Annotated in this window: 14 protein-coding genes; 9 read left to right on the top strand and 5 right to left on the bottom strand. The window is 61.9% G+C overall.

The genetic code is table 11. From position 1 onward, the window contains the following. Positions 1–100: 100 nt before the first annotated feature. From betC to HU731_RS16200, 3 genes are all read left to right on the top strand, one after another. Positions 101–1,615: a choline-sulfatase gene (betC, locus tag HU731_RS16210; RefSeq protein WP_186607473.1), complete on the top strand. Its 1,515-nt coding sequence runs from the start codon at positions 101–103 to the stop codon at positions 1,613–1,615. 18 nt (positions 1,616–1,633) lie between these two features. After that, positions 1,634–2,548: a choline ABC transporter substrate-binding protein gene (gene choX, locus HU731_RS16205; RefSeq protein WP_186607474.1), complete on the top strand. Its 915-nt coding sequence runs from the start codon at positions 1,634–1,636 to the stop codon at positions 2,546–2,548. Positions 2,549–2,671: 123 nt separating this feature from the next. Continuing rightward, the gene (locus HU731_RS16200) at positions 2,672–4,240 is read left to right on the top strand and encodes a SulP family inorganic anion transporter (protein WP_186607475.1); all 1,569 of its coding nucleotides are present in this window, start codon (positions 2,672–2,674) and stop codon (positions 4,238–4,240) included. A gap of 130 nt (positions 4,241–4,370) precedes the next feature. Here the strand turns inward: HU731_RS16200 and aroE are convergent, their stop codons facing one another. Both aroE and hemF read right to left on the bottom strand, forming a co-directional pair. Continuing rightward, positions 4,371–5,189, bottom strand: coding sequence for a shikimate dehydrogenase (gene aroE, locus HU731_RS16195; RefSeq protein WP_044270218.1), 819 nt, complete (start codon positions 5,187–5,189; stop codon positions 4,371–4,373). Continuing rightward, the gene (hemF, locus tag HU731_RS16190) at positions 5,189–6,121 is read right to left on the bottom strand and encodes an oxygen-dependent coproporphyrinogen oxidase (protein ID WP_186607476.1); all 933 of its coding nucleotides are present in this window, start codon (positions 6,119–6,121) and stop codon (positions 5,189–5,191) included. Before hemF ends, aroE begins: the two co-directional genes overlap by 1 nt. Before the next feature lie 178 nt (positions 6,122–6,299). On the opposite strand from hemF, the gene HU731_RS16185 reads away from it, so the two are divergent. Continuing rightward, on the top strand, positions 6,300–7,277 hold the full coding sequence (locus tag HU731_RS16185; protein WP_186607477.1) for a quinone oxidoreductase family protein: 978 nt from the start codon (positions 6,300–6,302) through the stop codon (positions 7,275–7,277). Positions 7,278–7,369: 92 nt separating this feature from the next. Here the strand turns inward: HU731_RS16185 and tsaC are convergent, their stop codons facing one another. The 3 genes from tsaC to HU731_RS16170 all read right to left on the bottom strand — a co-directional run bounded on the left by tsaC (position 7,370) and on the right by HU731_RS16170 (position 9,945). Further along, positions 7,370–7,927 carry an L-threonylcarbamoyladenylate synthase type 1 TsaC gene (tsaC, locus tag HU731_RS16180; protein WP_003187278.1) on the bottom strand — a complete coding sequence of 186 codons (558 nt, stop codon included), beginning with the start codon at positions 7,925–7,927 and terminating at the stop codon, positions 7,370–7,372. A 74-nt stretch (positions 7,928–8,001) separates the two neighbouring features. Beyond that, positions 8,002–9,105 (bottom strand): DNA-processing protein DprA, encoded by a 1,104-nt coding sequence (gene dprA, locus HU731_RS16175; RefSeq protein WP_186607478.1) that lies wholly within the window; start codon positions 9,103–9,105, stop codon positions 8,002–8,004. 63 nt (positions 9,106–9,168) lie between these two features. After that, positions 9,169–9,945: a peptidoglycan-binding protein gene (locus tag HU731_RS16170; protein ID WP_186607479.1), complete on the bottom strand. Its 777-nt coding sequence runs from the start codon at positions 9,943–9,945 to the stop codon at positions 9,169–9,171. A 135-nt stretch (positions 9,946–10,080) separates the two neighbouring features. On the opposite strand from HU731_RS16170, the gene def reads away from it, so the two are divergent. The 5 genes from def (at position 10,081) to HU731_RS16145 (ending at position 14,640) form a co-directional block, all read left to right on the top strand. Next, positions 10,081–10,587: a peptide deformylase gene (gene def, locus HU731_RS16165; RefSeq protein WP_003187273.1), complete on the top strand. Its 507-nt coding sequence runs from the start codon at positions 10,081–10,083 to the stop codon at positions 10,585–10,587. A gap of 69 nt (positions 10,588–10,656) precedes the next feature. Continuing rightward, entirely contained in the window at positions 10,657–11,610 is a 954-nt protein-coding gene (gene fmt / locus HU731_RS16160) for a methionyl-tRNA formyltransferase (protein ID WP_186607480.1), read from the top strand. Further along, positions 11,607–12,917 carry a 16S rRNA (cytosine(967)-C(5))-methyltransferase RsmB gene (gene rsmB / locus HU731_RS16155; protein ID WP_186607481.1) on the top strand — a complete coding sequence of 437 codons (1,311 nt, stop codon included), beginning with the start codon at positions 11,607–11,609 and terminating at the stop codon, positions 12,915–12,917. Before fmt ends, rsmB begins: the two co-directional genes overlap by 4 nt. A 22-nt stretch (positions 12,918–12,939) precedes the next feature. After that, positions 12,940–14,313, top strand: a complete 1,374-nt coding sequence (gene trkA / locus HU731_RS16150; RefSeq protein ID WP_003187270.1) for a Trk system potassium transporter TrkA — start codon at positions 12,940–12,942, stop codon at positions 14,311–14,313. A gap of 15 nt (positions 14,314–14,328) precedes the next feature. After that, positions 14,329–14,640 (top strand): tetratricopeptide repeat protein, encoded by a 312-nt coding sequence (locus tag HU731_RS16145; RefSeq protein ID WP_032894369.1) that lies wholly within the window; start codon positions 14,329–14,331, stop codon positions 14,638–14,640. Positions 14,641–14,733: the final 93 nt, after the last annotated feature.

Genomic DNA, 14,733 nt, shown 5'->3' with positions numbered 1-14,733 from the left:
CTCAACTTATCCTAGTCATTGCCGCGCATGGGCTTTACCCATGTATTGATGGACCGCATGCTCATTGGCATAAACACCGCCTATGGAATGCCGAGAAACCATGAAGCGCAAGAATATTCTTTTCATCATGGCCGATCAGATGGCCGCGCCGATGCTGCCGTTCTACGGGCCTTCCCCGATCAAGCTGCCCAACCTCAGCCGCCTGGCGGCGCAAGGTGTGGTGTTCGACGCCGCCTATTGCAACAGCCCCTTGTGCGCACCGTCGCGCTTCACCCTGGTGAGTGGCAAGTTGCCGAGCAAGATCGGCGCCTACGACAACGCTGCCGATTTCCCCGCCGATGTACCGACCTATGCCCACTACCTGCGTCGCCTCGGCTACCGCACCGCACTGTCGGGCAAGATGCACTTCTGCGGCCCCGACCAGTTGCACGGTTATGAGGAACGCCTGACCAGCGATATCTACCCCGCCGACTACGGCTGGGCGGTGAACTGGGATGAGCCAGACGTACGCCCTACCTGGTATCACAACATGTCCTCGGTGCTGCAAGCCGGCCCGTGTGTGCGCACCAACCAGCTGGATTTCGACGAAGAGGTGGTGTTCAAGGCCCAGCAATATCTGTTCGATCATATCCGCGAGGAGGGCGACCAGCCGTTCTGCCTGACCGTGTCGATGACCCATCCCCACGACCCGTACACCATTCCCAAGCCGTTCTGGGACCTGTACGCCGACACCGAGATTCCTATGCCTGCGACGCCGCCCCAGGCCGACCTCGACCCGCATTCCCAGCGGCTGCTCAAGGTCTATGACTTGTGGGACAAACCGCTGCCGGTGGATAAGATCCGCGACGCCCGCCGCGCCTACTTCGGTGCCTGCAGCTACATCGACAGCAACGTCGGCAAGCTGCTGCAGACCCTGGAAGACACCGGCCTGGCCGACGACACCCTGATCATTTTCTCTGGCGACCACGGCGACATGCTTGGCGAGCGCGGCCTCTGGTACAAAATGCACTGGTTTGAAATGGCCGCCCGCGTGCCGCTGCTGGTCAGTGCGCCGGGGCAGTTCGCTGCTGGCCGCGTCACCCAGGCCGTGTCGACCGCCGACCTGTTGCCGACCCTGGTGGAATTGGCCGGCGGCACGTTGGACCCGCACTTGCCGCTGGACGGCCGCTCACTGGTCCCGCACTTGCAGGGGCAGGGCGGGCATGACGAAGTGTTTGGCGAATACATGGCCGAAGGCACCGTCAGCCCGTTGATGATGATTCGCCGAGGCGCCTTCAAATTCATCTACAGCGAGGACGATCCTTGCCTATTGTTCGACGTGCACAACGACCCGCGCGAGCAGGAAAACCTCAGCCATTTTGCTGAACATCGGCCGTTGTTCGAGGCGTTCTTGCGTGAAGCACGGGCTAAATGGGACATCCCGGCGATCCATCAACAGGTGCTCGCCAGCCAACGCCGTCGCCGCCTGGTGTTTGAAGCGCTGACCCAAGGCAAGCTCAAGAGCTGGGATCACCAGCCACTGGTAGACGCCAGTCAGCAGTACATGCGCAACCATATCGACCTTGATGACTTGGAGCGCAAGGCACGTTTTCCACAACCCTGCCAAAACCAATAAGTAGACAGAGGGAAGGCCATGCAAAAGTTGACCGTGGTACTGAGTTTGGTGGTGCTCAGCAGCGCCCAGGTGTACGCAGACACTCGCTGCGAAACGGTAAAGATGGCCGATCCAGGCTGGAGCGATATTGCCGCCACCAACGCCATCACCAGTTTCCTGCTGACGGGCATGGGCTACCAACCCAAGGTCGACACCCTGGCGGTACCGATTACCTTCGGCGGGCTGAAAGACGGCCAGGTGGATGTCTTCCTCGGTAACTGGATGCCGGCGCAACAGGGCTTCTACGACAAGTTCGTGGCCAACGGCGATGTGGTGCAGCTGGCGAAGAACCTGGAGGGCACCGAATTCACCCTCGCCGTGCCGGACTATGTGTGGGACGCCGGGGTGCATGACTTTGCCGACCTGAATAAATTTGCCGACAAGTTCGGCAAAAAAATCTACGGCATCGGCTCCGGCGCGCCAGCCAATATCTCGTTGCAGGAGATCATCAAGAAAAATGATTTCGACCTTGGGCAGTGGAAGCTGATCGAGTCCAGCGAACAAGCGATGCTCGCGGAAGTTTCGCGAGCCGTGAAAAAGCAGCGTTTCGTCACCTTCCTCGGCTGGACCCCGCACCCGATGAACGTGCAACTGAACATGCACTACCTCAAGGGCGGCGAGCAGTACTTTGGCGCCACCGGTAGCGTGTATACCCTGACCCGCAAGGGCTACGCACAAGCCTGCCCCAATGTCGGCAAATTGCTGACCAACCTGAGTTTTACCCAGGCCATGGAGAACAGCATCATGGCTGACGTGGCCAATAACAAAGTCAGCAATGCACAGGCAGCGAAGGCGTGGATCAAGGCCAACCCGGCGGTGCTGGACCAGTGGTTGGAGGGCGTGAAAACCCTGGACGGGCAGGAGGCGTTGCCAGCGGTAAAAGCCAAACTCTAATCCTCCTTGTAGGAGCTGGCTTGCCAGCGAAGAACTCGAAAACGCCGCGTTTTTTCAGACAACCCGCGTTATCGTTACCCCTCTTCGCGAGCAAGCTCGCTCCTACAGTATTTCGAGCGACTCATGCCCCGGCCCACCCGCCATACACTCTTGCCCTTCCTGCGCTGGCTGCCGCGCCAGACCCGCGCCAGCGTCGGCCGGGACGCCATCGTCGGCCTCAGCGGCGCGGTGCTTGCGCTGCCGCAGTCGATTGCCTACGCATTGATCGCCGGTCTCCCACCGGAATACGGGCTCTACGCCGCCATCATCCCGGTGTTGATCGCGTGCCTGTGGGGTTCGTCCTGGCACCTGATCTGCGGGCCCACGGCCGCCATCTCCATCGTGCTTTACGCCAGCATCAGCCCATTGGCCGTGCCAGGCTCACAGGACTACATCACCCTCATCCTGTTGCTGACCTTCCTCGCCGGGGTGTTCCAGTGGTTGCTCGGCTTACTGCGCTTCGGCGCGTTGGTGAACTTTGTCTCCCATTCGGTGGTGCTGGGTTTCACCCTCGGCGCCGCCGTGGTGATTGCCCTGGGGCAGTTGCCCAACCTGCTCGGGTTGGATTTGCCCAGCCAGGCCACGGCCATCAACGGCCTGCTGGCGCTGATCGACCATCGTGGCGAGTGGGACCACGCGTCCCTGGCCCTGGGGCTGGGGACGTTGCTGGCAGGCATACTGCTCAAGTACTTGGTGCCACGCTGGCCGACGCTGTTGATCGCCTTGGTGTTGGCCAGCCTGGTGGCATGGCTGTGGCCGGCGATGTTCGGGCATGTGGCACGCGTCAGTTCGTTCATTGGCAAACTGCCGCCGTTCAGCCCGCTGCCGATGGACCTGGACCTGGTGTTGCGCCTGCTGCCCAGCGCCGTTGCGGTGGGGATGCTGGGGTTGGTGACCAGCCTGTCGATCGCCCGCTCGCTGTCGGCCCGCTCGCAACAACTGCTCGACGCCAACCAGGAAGTTCGCGCCCAGGGTTTATCCAACATCGTGGGCGGATTTTTTTCCGGCTACCTGTCAGCCGGATCATTCACCCGCTCGGGCCTCAGTTACGAGGCGGGCGCCTGTTCGCCGCTGGCGGGGGTGTTTTCGGCCCTGTGGGTGGCGTTATTCGCGTTATTTGGCGCAGCATTGATCGCGCATATTCCGATCCCGAGCATGGCGGCGAGCATCCTGCTGATTTGCTGGGGGCTGGTGGACCATCGCGGCATTCGCGCGCTGTTCCGGGTCAGTCGTGCCGAATTCGTGGTGATGAGCCTGACCTGCGTCGCCACCTTGTTGTTGGAGCTGCAAACGGCCATCTATGCCGGGGTGCTGGCATCGCTGTTTTTCTACCTCAAGCGCACCTCGCAGCCACGGGTTCAACACTGGCGCGACGGTGAGGCGGATGTGTTGCGGGTAGGCGGCTCGATCTTTTTTGGCGCCAGCCATTACCTGCAAGTGCGCTTGCAACGCTTGCAGGGCGAACGGGTGGTGATCGAGGCGCAGCAGATCAACTTTATCGACTATTCCGGGGTGGAGATGCTGCACCAGGAGGCGCGGCGGTTGGCGGGGTTGGGCCGTAGCTTGACGTTGCGTGGGGCCAGGCCGCAGGTGGTTGAGGAGTTGATGAAGCTGGAGGGGCCCGATAACTGCCCCATCGACTTTGAAGACTGAACCCGATCAAAACTGTGGAAGCTGGCTTGCCTGCGATAGCGGTGGTTCAGCCAGCACATGGGTAACTGACCTATTGCTATCGCAGGCAAGCCAGCTCCCACATTAACGGTGCCCACATCAGCGCGTGGGATCAGGCCAATTGACGGCGCAGTTCGGCCAGTACGGGCGCCGAATCCGGACGCACACCGCGCCACAGCAAAAAGGCTTCTGCCGCTTGTTCCACCAGCATGCCCAGGCCATCCATCGCCACCGCCGCGCCTTGCTCGCTCGCCCAGCGGCAGAACGCGGTAGGTTGCTTGGCGTACATCATGTCGTAGCAGAAGGTCTTGCCCGGTTCGATCAGGCTGCCGGCAATCGGCGGTACATCGCCTGACAGGCTGGCCGACGTGGCATTGATGATCACGTCCACCGGCTCACGCAGCCAGTCGAAACCACTGGCAGATACCGGGCCCAGGTCATCGAACAGCTCAGCCAGCAACTCGGCTTTTTCCACGGTGCGGTTGGCGATGATCAACGACGAAGGTTGCTGCGCCAGCAACGGCTCCAGCGCACCGCGTACCGCGCCACCGGCGCCCAATAACAGAATGCGTTTGCCTTGCAGGGTCAGCCCGGCATTGACCGTCAAATCGCGCACCAGGCCCGCGCCGTCGGTGTTGTCGCCCAACAGGGTGCCGTCAGCCAGTTTGCTCAAGGTGTTCACGGCGCCGGCGCGCTGGGCCCGTTCGGTCAGGGTATTGGCCAGGCGATAGGCCTCTTCCTTGAACGGCACGGTCACGTTGGCGCCCCGGCCCTGTTGGAAAAACTCACGGGCACAGGCGGTGAAGTCCTCCAACGGCGCGAGCATTGTGCTGTAGTCCAGCTGCTCGCCGGTCTGGGCGGCGAACAGACGGTGAATCAGCGGCGATTTGCTGTGGCCGATGGGGTTGCCGAACACGACATAACGGTCCATCACACCGCCGCCTTGGGCGCGGCAACGCCGAGCCAGTCACGGTCTTGCAGGAAGTAGTCGGTGAGGCGCGCCTCTTCGCTGCCAGCTTCGGCCTTCCAGTCGTAGCTCCAGCGTACCTGGGGTGGCAGCGACATCAGGATCGACTCTGTACGCCCGCCCGATTGCAGGCCGAACAGCGTGCCACGGTCATAGACCAGGTTGAACTCAACGTAACGGCCCCGGCGGAACTCCTGGAACTGGCGCTGTTGCTCGGTGTACGCCATGGCCTTGCGACACTGCACAATCGGCAGGTAGGCGTCGATGTAGGCATCGCCGATGGCGCGGATGAAGGCGAAGCAGGTATCAAAGCCCCACTCGTTCAAGTCATCGAAGAACAACCCGCCGATGCCACGGGGTTCGTTGCGATGCTTGATGTGGAAGTAAGTATCACACCAAGCCTTGTAGCGTGCGTATACATCCGGGCCAAACGGCGCACAGGCCTGCTCGGCCACGCGGTGCCAGTGAATACAGTCTTCTTCATTGCCGTAATACGGGGTGAGATCGAAGCCACCGCCGAACCACCACACCGGTTCTTCGCCTTCTTTTTCGGCGATGAAAAACCGCACATTGGCGTGGGAAGTCGGTACATGCGGGTTATGCGGATGGATCACCAGCGACACACCCAGCGCCTCAAACCCACGGCCCGCCAGCTCAGGGCGATGGGCACTGGCAGACGGGGGCAAACCGCTGCCGAACACGTGGGAAAAGTTGACGCCGCCTTTTTCGATCACCGAACCGTTTTCCATCACACGGGTGCGACCGCCACCGCCGGCTGGCCGGGTCCAGGCGTCTTCGATAAAGCGAGTGTCCGTCTCGAAGGTTTCCAGGGCGCTGCAAATGCGGTCTTGCAGGTCAAGCAGGTAGGCTTTAACGGCCTCGGTGCGGGTAGTCATGGCATCACCTTGAATCGGGCAAAGCTACGCGAGGCCCATGGGGCGTCGGCGGCAAATGGGCGCACAGGATACCACTGCGCTTAGATGCCACTGCACTTAGGTGCGCGGCAGTTGACGAAGATCAAGCTTAGGAGTCCGATAGGGGGCTACGCAGATTCGAACCCAAGGAGAAGTGCAGATGGCCAAACGTATCCAGTTCAGCGCACATGGCGGCCCCGAAGTACTTGAGTATGTGGACTACACGCCAGCGGAGCCTGGCCCACAGCAGGTACGGGTGCGCAACGAAGCTATCGGCCTGAACTTCATCGACACCTATTTCCGCAGTGGCCTCTATGCGCCGCCCGCCCTGCCATCGGGCCTGGGTGCGGAAGGCGCTGGCGTGGTCGATGCGGTGGGCAGTGAAGTCAGCCAATTCAAAGTCGGCGATCGTGTGGCCTACGGCAGCGGCCCGCTGGGTGCCTACAGCGAGTTGCACGTACTGCCAGCCGCCAACCTGGTGCACCTGCCGGATGAGATCAGCTTTGAACAGGCCGCCGGTGCCATGCTCAAAGGCCTGACCGTGCAGTACCTGCTGCGTCAGACCTATGAACTCAAAGGCGGTGAGACCATTTTGTTCCACGCCGCTGCCGGTGGCGTGGGTTCCCTGGCCTGCCAATGGGCCAAGGCACTGGGGGTGAAGTTGATCGGTACGGTCAGCTCCCCGGAAAAAGCCGCTTTGGCCAAATCGCTCGGTGCCTGGGAAACCATCGACTACAGCAAGGAAGATGTCGCACAACGCGTACTGGAATTGACTGACGGTAAGAAGTGCCCGGTGGTGTACGACGGCGTCGGCAAGGACACCTGGCTGACTTCCCTGGACAGCGTGGCGCCGCGAGGCTTGGTGGTGAGCTTCGGCAATGCGTCGGGGGCGGTGGATGGGGTGAACCTGGGGATTCTGTCGGCGAAGGGTTCGCTGTACGTCACCCGGCCGACTTTGGCGACCTACGCGAACAACCCGGCGAACTTGCAGGCGATGGCGGACGATCTGTTTTCGATGATCAAGAGCGGCAAGGTGCGCATTGATATCAACCAGCGCTACCCGCTGGCGGAGGCGGCCAAAGCGCAGACGGAGTTGTCAGGGCGGCGCACGACTGGGTCGACCATTCTGCTGCCTTAAGGGCCTCATCGCAGGCAAGCCAGCTCCCACATTTGACGGCGAACACTAATCAATGTGGGAGCTGGCTTGCCTGCGATGGGTGCACCTCGGTGTCAGGACGGGCGCACCACATCACCCGTCACCAGGTCCCGAATCAGGCTCGGGTTCTTGCGCCCACCCAGGGCGCCGCCCAACACCAAGTCCACTTGCCCGCGAAAATACTGCTCCACGCGAATCCGCGTCCGTGCCGCCGGGCGGCCCTGAGGGTTGGCCGAGGTGGAAATCAACGGGCCGACCTCGGCGCACAAATCTCTCACCAACGGGTGATCACTGACCCGCAACGCTACGGTGTCATGCACACCCGTGACCCATTCGGGCAGCAAGTCTTGATGGGGCACCAGCCAGGTATTCGGCCCTGGCCAGGTGCTGGCCATACGCTCGACCCACGTGTCCGGGAAATCCTCAAACAGAAAGTCGAACTGACGAATATTGTCCGCCACCAGGATCAGGCCTTTGTCGACCGAGCGGTTCTTGATCGCCAACAGCCGATCCACTGCTTCTTCGTTCCACGGGTCGCAGCCCAGGCCCCAGACCGCTTCGGTCGGATAGGCGATCACTGCGCCTGCGCGAATTTCCCGTGCGGCTTCCAGCACACGCCACCTGTTGACCATTGTTTACTCTCCGGACTAAAGCTCTGGGCAGTTTACCGATCTTCGTTACAAAACCTAGCGCCAAAAACGGGCCACTACCAAAGCGGACACCGCGCCAGCCAGCGCCCGCTTTCGCAAATCACCTGGCCCTCCAACTCCAGCTCCGTAAGGGTGGCCAGTACTTGGGACAACGGCCGACCGCTGGCAATCGCCAAGGCTTCGCTGCTATGCGGTGCCGCGTGCAGCAGCGCCACCAGCGGATGGGTCACGGGCACCGGCGCAGCATGGGACAACCGCTGCCAACCGCGCAGGCCTTCAAGAATGTGCTCGATGGTTTCCACAAGCACCGCGCCATCACGGATCAGTTGATGACAGCCTTTGGCGGCGGGGTGGTGGATGGAACCCGGAATCGCGTACACCTCACGCCCTTGCTCCGCGGCCAGGCGTGCGGTGATCAGCGAGCCGCTGGCGATACTGGCCTCCACCACCAGTACGCCTAACGACAACCCGCTGATAATGCGGTTGCGCCGTGGGAAATTACCGGCCTGGGGCGCGGCATCCAGCGGAAACTCGGAAACCACGGCGCTGCCTTGGGCAATCATCGCGGCGGCGAGCCTGCGATGGCGCTGTGGATAAAAATTTTCCAGGCCAGTGCCGAGCACACCGATAGTATGGCCGCCAACGTCCAGTGCCGCCTGGTGCGCCGCGCCATCAATGCCCACTGCCAGCCCGCTGGTGATGACAAAACCGGCGCTCGCCAGGCTGCGGGAAAAGGCCGCTGCCGTGTCCATGCCCGGGCGCGAGGCACGCCGGCTTCCGACCATCGCCAACTGTGGTTTTTCCAGAATACCGGGGTCGCCCGCGACGAATAACAACGGCGGCGCATCGTCGATCTGCGCAAGCAACGCCGGGTAATCCGGTTGGTCCCACATCAGCAAATGCTGGGCCGGACGCGCCAGCCAGGCCAACGCCTCGCTGGCACCGTCACGTACTTTAGGGCTACGTCGAGCCTCGGCACTGACGGCGGGCAAACCGAGGGAACGCCAGGCGCTGGCGGGAGCACTCAGGGCCTTGGAAGCGCAACCAAAGGCTTGGATCAATACGTGAAAACGCTTGGGGCCCAGTTCTGGCAGCCTGTGCAAGCGTAGCCGGGCTTCCAGCTCTGCCGGGGAAATATCGCTACTGTTTATCGGATTCATATGATCATCCTTGACCGGAACAAGCTGTGGATAACTCTGTTGGTAACTTATTTAGCAGGCTATTTATTGCGCTTGATCAGCCGTCTCGAAACGGTCTTGCACGGCCAACGACCGTGAAGCACTGAGCACCAGGGCATAGCTGAGCTTTTCGTAGGTGCGAAACACCAGCAGGGTGCCCGCTCGCTCGTCCGGGAGCGGCGTGGGCGTACCGGTGAGGGCGTCTCGCACGGTGGCGCCAGCCTTGATCACCGTCAGCAGTTGGCCTTCCACTAATCCATCACGGCGACCCTTGTTCAAGGTCACAGCGTCGAGAACGCCTATCTGCGTGACACCCTTGGGGATGTCGATGATGTGCCCTGTAATCAAGGGTGCAGGTTTGCAGGGTTCCAGCATGGCCAAAGCAACGGGAGGCTCGGCGCGCAACAAACGGTCACCTGGGCGAATTTCCTGGGTCACCCGTTGCACTGCCAAGGTGGCGAGGCTGTCGGCAAGCACAAAGCGCGCAGTGCCGATGTCGTCGGCATTGATGCCGAGTAATTCCTGGGTATCGGGGTCGGTGTAGGCCTTGCCTCGCCGAAAGATCCCGTAGCTGGGCTGGGCCGGGTCCAGATGCCCGCGCGCATGCACGCGCTCGTCGTTGGCGCCCAGCACGCGCCCGCCTTGCGCCGCAATAATGTAAGGCGCGTTGTCCAGGTCCTGGGGCGAGTCAAAAATGCGGTTGTGCAGTAAGAAGTGCTGGATGGCCTGTTGCGCGGCCTGATCCAGACGCTCAGTGGGTTGCGCAATCAACGCCGTGGCGAACGGAGCCCACAGCAGCAAGACGAGTAGCGATTTCCTCATGGGGTGAATCTCCTTTATTATGTGCGTTCGCGTGAAATGCCATGGCCTTCGCGGCTTCCGAGCGTTTCACACCGGCCGTATGGGTCCATCCCACCGCCGATTTGTCTCTTCCTCACATGTGCAGCAATTACGCTTATGGCTATTTTGAACATCCTCGAATTTCCCGACTCGCGCCTGCGCACGATCGCCAAGCCGGTGGCCGTAGTGGACGACAAGGTTCGTCAGTTGGTCGATGACATGTTTGAAACAATGTATGAAGCCCCGGGCATCGGCCTCGCCGCGACCCAGGTCAACGTGCATCTGCGCGTCGTGGTCATGGACCTGTCGGAAGACCGCAGCGAACCTCGGGTGTACATCAACCCTGAGTTCGAACCGCTGACTGAAGAGATGGGCGAATACCAGGAAGGCTGCCTGTCGGTGCCGGAGTTCTACGAGAATGTGGAACGCCCGCTGCGCGTGAAGATCAAGGCGCTGGACCGTGACGGCAAGCCCTTCGAGCTGATTGCCGAAGGCCTGCTGGCGGTGTGCATCCAGCACGAATGCGACCACCTCAACGGCAAGCTGTTTGTCGATTACCTGTCCACGCTCAAGCGTGACCGCATCAAGAAGAAGCTGGAAAAAAAGCATCGCCAGCAAGCCTGATGCCCTTCTTCCAAAGGCTTGCTGCGGCAAGCCTTTTTCTTTTGTGACTGTTTTTAACCGAGAACTCCCATGACCGAGCCATTGCGCATTGTTTTTGCCGGCACTCCTGAATTTGCCGCCGAACACCTCAAGGCGCTGCTTGCCAGCCCTTATGACATCGTCGCGGTGTACACCCAGCCGGATCGCCCGGCCGGTCGCGGGCAAAAACTGATGCCCAGCCCAGTCAAGCAGTTGGCGCTGGAGCACAACATTCCCGTGTTGCAGCCGCCGACCCTGCGTAACGCCGAGGCCCAGGCCGAACTGGCCGCGCTGAAGCCGGACCTGCTGGTGGTGGTGGCCTACGGTTTGATCCTGCCTCAGGCTGTGCTGGATATCCCGCGCCTGGGTTGCATCAACAGTCATGCTTCACTGCTGCCACGCTGGCGCGGTGCGGCGCCGATTCAACGCGCCGTTGAAGCCGGCGACAGCGAGAGCGGCGTGACCGTGATGCGCATGGAAGCCGGCCTGGATACCGGGCCGATGCTGCTCAAGGTCACCACGCCGATCACCGCCCAAGACACCGGCGGCAGCCTGCACGACCGCCTGGCTGAACTGGGCCCGCCCGCCGTGATCCAGGCCATCGCCGGCCTGGCTGCCGGCACCCTGCAAGGCGAAATCCAAGACGACAGCCTGGCCACCTACGCCCACAAGCTGAACAAGGACGAAGCGCGCATTGACTGGAGCCGCCCGGCCGTGGAGCTGGAGCGCCTGGTACGTGCCTTCAACCCATGGCCGATCTGCCACAGCACCCTCAACGGCGAAGCCTTGAAAGTGTTGGCCGCGACCCTGGCCGATGGCGCAGGCGCTCCCGGCGAGATCATCGGCGCCAGCAAAGACGGCCTGTTGGTGGCTTGCGGTGAACAGGCGCTGTGCCTGACGCGTCTGCAATTGCCCGGCGGCAAGGCGCTGAACTTCAGCGATTTGTTCAATAGCCGTCGTGAGAAATTCGCCCTGGGCACCACGCTTGGGGTGGTCACTCAATGAACCCACGTCTGGCCGCCGCCAAGGCTCTTGCCGCCGTCCTCAACGGCAAGGCTTCGCTGAACAGTTCGCTGCCGACGCAGTTGGATAAGGTCGAAGACCGCGACCGGGGGTTTACCCAGGACCTGGCCTTTGGCACCGCCCGTTGGCAGCCACGGTTGTCTGCGCTGGCCGCCAAGCTGCTGCAAAAACCGTTCAAAGCGGCAGACGCCGATGTCGAGGCGCTGTTGCTGGTGGGCCTCTACCAGTTGCTCTACACCCGCGTGCCCGCCCACGCGGCCATCGGTGAAACCGTCGGGTGCGCCGACAAGCTGAAAAAACCTTGGGCCAAGGCCCTGCTCAACGCCGTGCTGCGCCGCGCCCAACGCGAAAGCGAAGCCCTGCTCGCCGAGCTGGAACATGACCCAGTGGTGCGCACCGCCCACCCGCGTTGGCTGCAAAAATCCCTGAAAGCCTTTTGGCCTGAGCAATGGGAAGCCATCTGCGCAGCCAACAACGCGCATCCGCCGATGATCCTGCGGGTCAACCGTCGCCACCACAGTCGTGACGCGTATTTGCAGTTACTGGCGGACGCTGGCATCAACGCCACGCCCTGTGTGTACAGCACGGACGGCATCGTGCTCGAAACGGCTGCCGATGTGCGCAGCCTGCCGGGCTTTGCCGAAGGCTGGATCAGTGTGCAGGACGAAGCTGCGCAGTTGGCCGCCGACTTGCTCGACCTTGCCCCCGGCCAGCGCGTCCTCGATGCCTGCTGCGCGCCCGGCGGTAAGACCTGCCACATCCTTGAAGTGGAAAAAGGCCTGGCCGGTGTCGTCGCGGTGGACCTTGAAGCCAAGCGCCTGGTGCGCGTGCGGGAAAACCTCGCACGCCTGGGCTTGAGCGCTGAACTGATCGCCGCGGATGGCCGCGACACCGCCACCTGGTGGGACGGCAAGCCCTTCCAGCGCATCCTGCTGGACGCTCCCTGCTCGGCCACCGGCGTGATCCGCCGTCATCCGGACATCAAGCTGACCCGCCAGCCCGACGACATCGCCGCCCTCGCGGTGCTGCAAGGCGAACTGCTCGACGCGCTGTGGCCCACCCTGGAAGTCGGCGGCATCCTGCTTTACGCCACCTGCTCCACCTTGCCCACCGAAAATACCGAGGTCATCCAAGCCTTCCTCGCACGCACCAGCGGCGCGCGTGAGCTGGACCTCGCCACCACGGCCGGCATCAAGCAGCCCCACGGTCGCCAACTGCTTGCGCAAGAAGGCGGGCACGATGGCTTCTACTACGCCAAACTGATCAAGATCGCCGCCGCACGCGGCTGAATGGTTTTAAGGGAGTGACCGGATGAAAATCATCATCCTTGGAGCAGGGCAGGTCGGTGGCACGCTGGCCGAACATTTGGCCGGTGAAGCCAACGACATCACCGTGGTCGACACCGATTCCGAGCGTTTGCGCGACCTGGGCGACCGCCTGGACATCCGTACGGTGCAAGGCCGCGCGTCGTTTCCGACGGTGCTGCGCCAGGCCGGTGCCGACGATGCCGACATGCTGGTGGCCGTGACCAACAGCGACGAGACCAACATGGTCGCCTGCCAGGTCGCCCACACCCTGTTCCACACCCCGACCAAGATCGCTCGGGTGCGCGAAGCGGCCTACCTGACCCGCGCTGGGCTGTTCGACAACGACGCCATTCCGGTAGACGTACTGATCAGCCCGGAACAGGTGGTGACCCACTACATCAAGCGCCTGATCGAAATTCCAGGTGCGCTTCAGGTGATCGACTTCGCCGAAGGCAAAGCGCAACTGGTGGCCGTGAAGGCCTATTACGGCGGGCCGCTGGTGGGCCAGCAGTTGCGCCAGCTGCGTGAACACATGCCGAACGTGGAAACCCGCGTCGCCGCGATTTTCCGCCGTGACCGGCCGATCCTGCCCCAGGGCGATACGGTGATCGAGGCTGACGACGAAGTGTTTTTCATCGCCGCCAAGGCGAATATTCGCGCGGTCATGAGCGAAATGCGCAGGCTCGACGAAAGCTACAAACGCATCGTCATCGCGGGCGGTGGGCAGATTGGCGAGCGTTTGGCCGAAGCCATCGAAAGCCGCTACCAGGTGAAGATCATCGAGATGAGCCCGACGCGGTGCCGGCATTTGTCCGACACCCTCGACAGCACTGTCGTACTTCAAGGCAGCGCCTCGGACCGTGACCTGCTGATGGAAGAGAACATCGCCGACGCCGACATCTTCCTGGCCCTGACCAACGATGACGAAGCCAACATCATGTCGTCCTTGCTGGCCAAGCGGCTGGGGGCGAAGAAGGTGATGACCATCATCAACAACCCGGCCTATGTGGACCTGATCCAAGGCGGCGATATCGACATTGCCATCAGCCCGCAGTTGGCGACCATCGGCACCTTGCTCGCCCACGTGCGCCGTGGCGACATTGTCAGCGTGCACTCGTTGCGCCGTGGCGCAGCGGAAGCCATCGAGGCGATTGCTCATGGCGATTCGAAGTCGAGCAAGGTCATCGGCAAGGCCATCCGCGATATCGGCCTGCCGCCGGGCACCACCATTGGCGCGATCATTCGCGATGAAGAAGTGATCATTGCCCACGACGACACAGTGATCGCCACCGGTGACCATGTGATTCTGTTCCTTGTGGATAAAAAACATATCCGCGATGTGGAGAAGCTGTTCCACGTGGGGTTGAGCTTTTTCTGATCAAGGAGTGAACCGATGCTGGAGTCCCTGGAAAAAATGCTCGCCAAGGGCGTGGACAATTCATTACTGCGCTTTGGCCTGGGCAAGGGTTACTTGGACCTGAAGGACAACGCCAAGGCGGCCGAGCATTTGCAGCGATGCGTCGAGTTCGACCCGAAGTATTCGGCGGCGTGGAAGTTGTTGGGCAAGGCGCAGTTGGGGCAGGGTGATAACGCTGGGGCACGACACGCTTGGGAAAAAGGCATAGAAGCGGCGTTGGCCCATGGCGACAAACAGGCCGAGAAAGAGATGACTGTGTTTCTGAAGAAACTAGATCGCCAGGCTTGAAACAAACCCCTGTGGGAGCTGGCTTGCCTGCGATGGCAGCACCTCGGTCGATCAGTTACACCGGGGTGATGCCATCGCAGGCAAGCCAGCTCC

The sequence above is a fragment of the Pseudomonas salmasensis genome (genome assembly GCF_014268375.2).
GTDB lineage: Bacteria > Pseudomonadota > Gammaproteobacteria > Pseudomonadales > Pseudomonadaceae > Aquipseudomonas > Aquipseudomonas salmasensis.
This window is presented reverse-complemented; position numbering and strand designations above follow the sequence as displayed.

Bases quoted from the DNA above. Each gene is read 5' to 3' on its own strand.
- rsmB (WP_186607481.1), top strand. From the start codon at position 11,607: ATGAACCCACGTCTGGCCGCCGCCAAGGCTCTTGCCGCCGTCCTCAAC.
- hemF (WP_186607476.1), bottom strand. From the start codon at position 6,121: ATGACTACCCGCACCGAGGCCGTTAAAGCCTACCTGCTTGACCTGCAA.
- HU731_RS16170 (WP_186607479.1), bottom strand. From the start codon at position 9,945: ATGAGGAAATCGCTACTCGTCTTGCTGCTGTGGGCTCCGTTCGCCACG.
- choX (WP_186607474.1), top strand. From the start codon at position 1,634: ATGCAAAAGTTGACCGTGGTACTGAGTTTGGTGGTGCTCAGCAGCGCC.
- tsaC (WP_003187278.1), bottom strand. From the start codon at position 7,927: ATGGTCAACAGGTGGCGTGTGCTGGAAGCCGCACGGGAAATTCGCGCA.
- HU731_RS16200 (WP_186607475.1), top strand. From the start codon at position 2,672: ATGCCCCGGCCCACCCGCCATACACTCTTGCCCTTCCTGCGCTGGCTG.
- betC (WP_186607473.1), top strand. From the start codon at position 101: ATGAAGCGCAAGAATATTCTTTTCATCATGGCCGATCAGATGGCCGCG.
- trkA (WP_003187270.1), top strand. From the start codon at position 12,940: ATGAAAATCATCATCCTTGGAGCAGGGCAGGTCGGTGGCACGCTGGCC.
- fmt (WP_186607480.1), top strand. From the start codon at position 10,657: ATGACCGAGCCATTGCGCATTGTTTTTGCCGGCACTCCTGAATTTGCC.
- HU731_RS16185 (WP_186607477.1), top strand. From the start codon at position 6,300: ATGGCCAAACGTATCCAGTTCAGCGCACATGGCGGCCCCGAAGTACTT.
- aroE (WP_044270218.1), bottom strand. From the start codon at position 5,189: ATGGACCGTTATGTCGTGTTCGGCAACCCCATCGGCCACAGCAAATCG.
- HU731_RS16145 (WP_032894369.1), top strand. From the start codon at position 14,329: ATGCTGGAGTCCCTGGAAAAAATGCTCGCCAAGGGCGTGGACAATTCA.
- def (WP_003187273.1), top strand. From the start codon at position 10,081: ATGGCTATTTTGAACATCCTCGAATTTCCCGACTCGCGCCTGCGCACG.
- dprA (WP_186607478.1), bottom strand. From the start codon at position 9,105: ATGAATCCGATAAACAGTAGCGATATTTCCCCGGCAGAGCTGGAAGCC.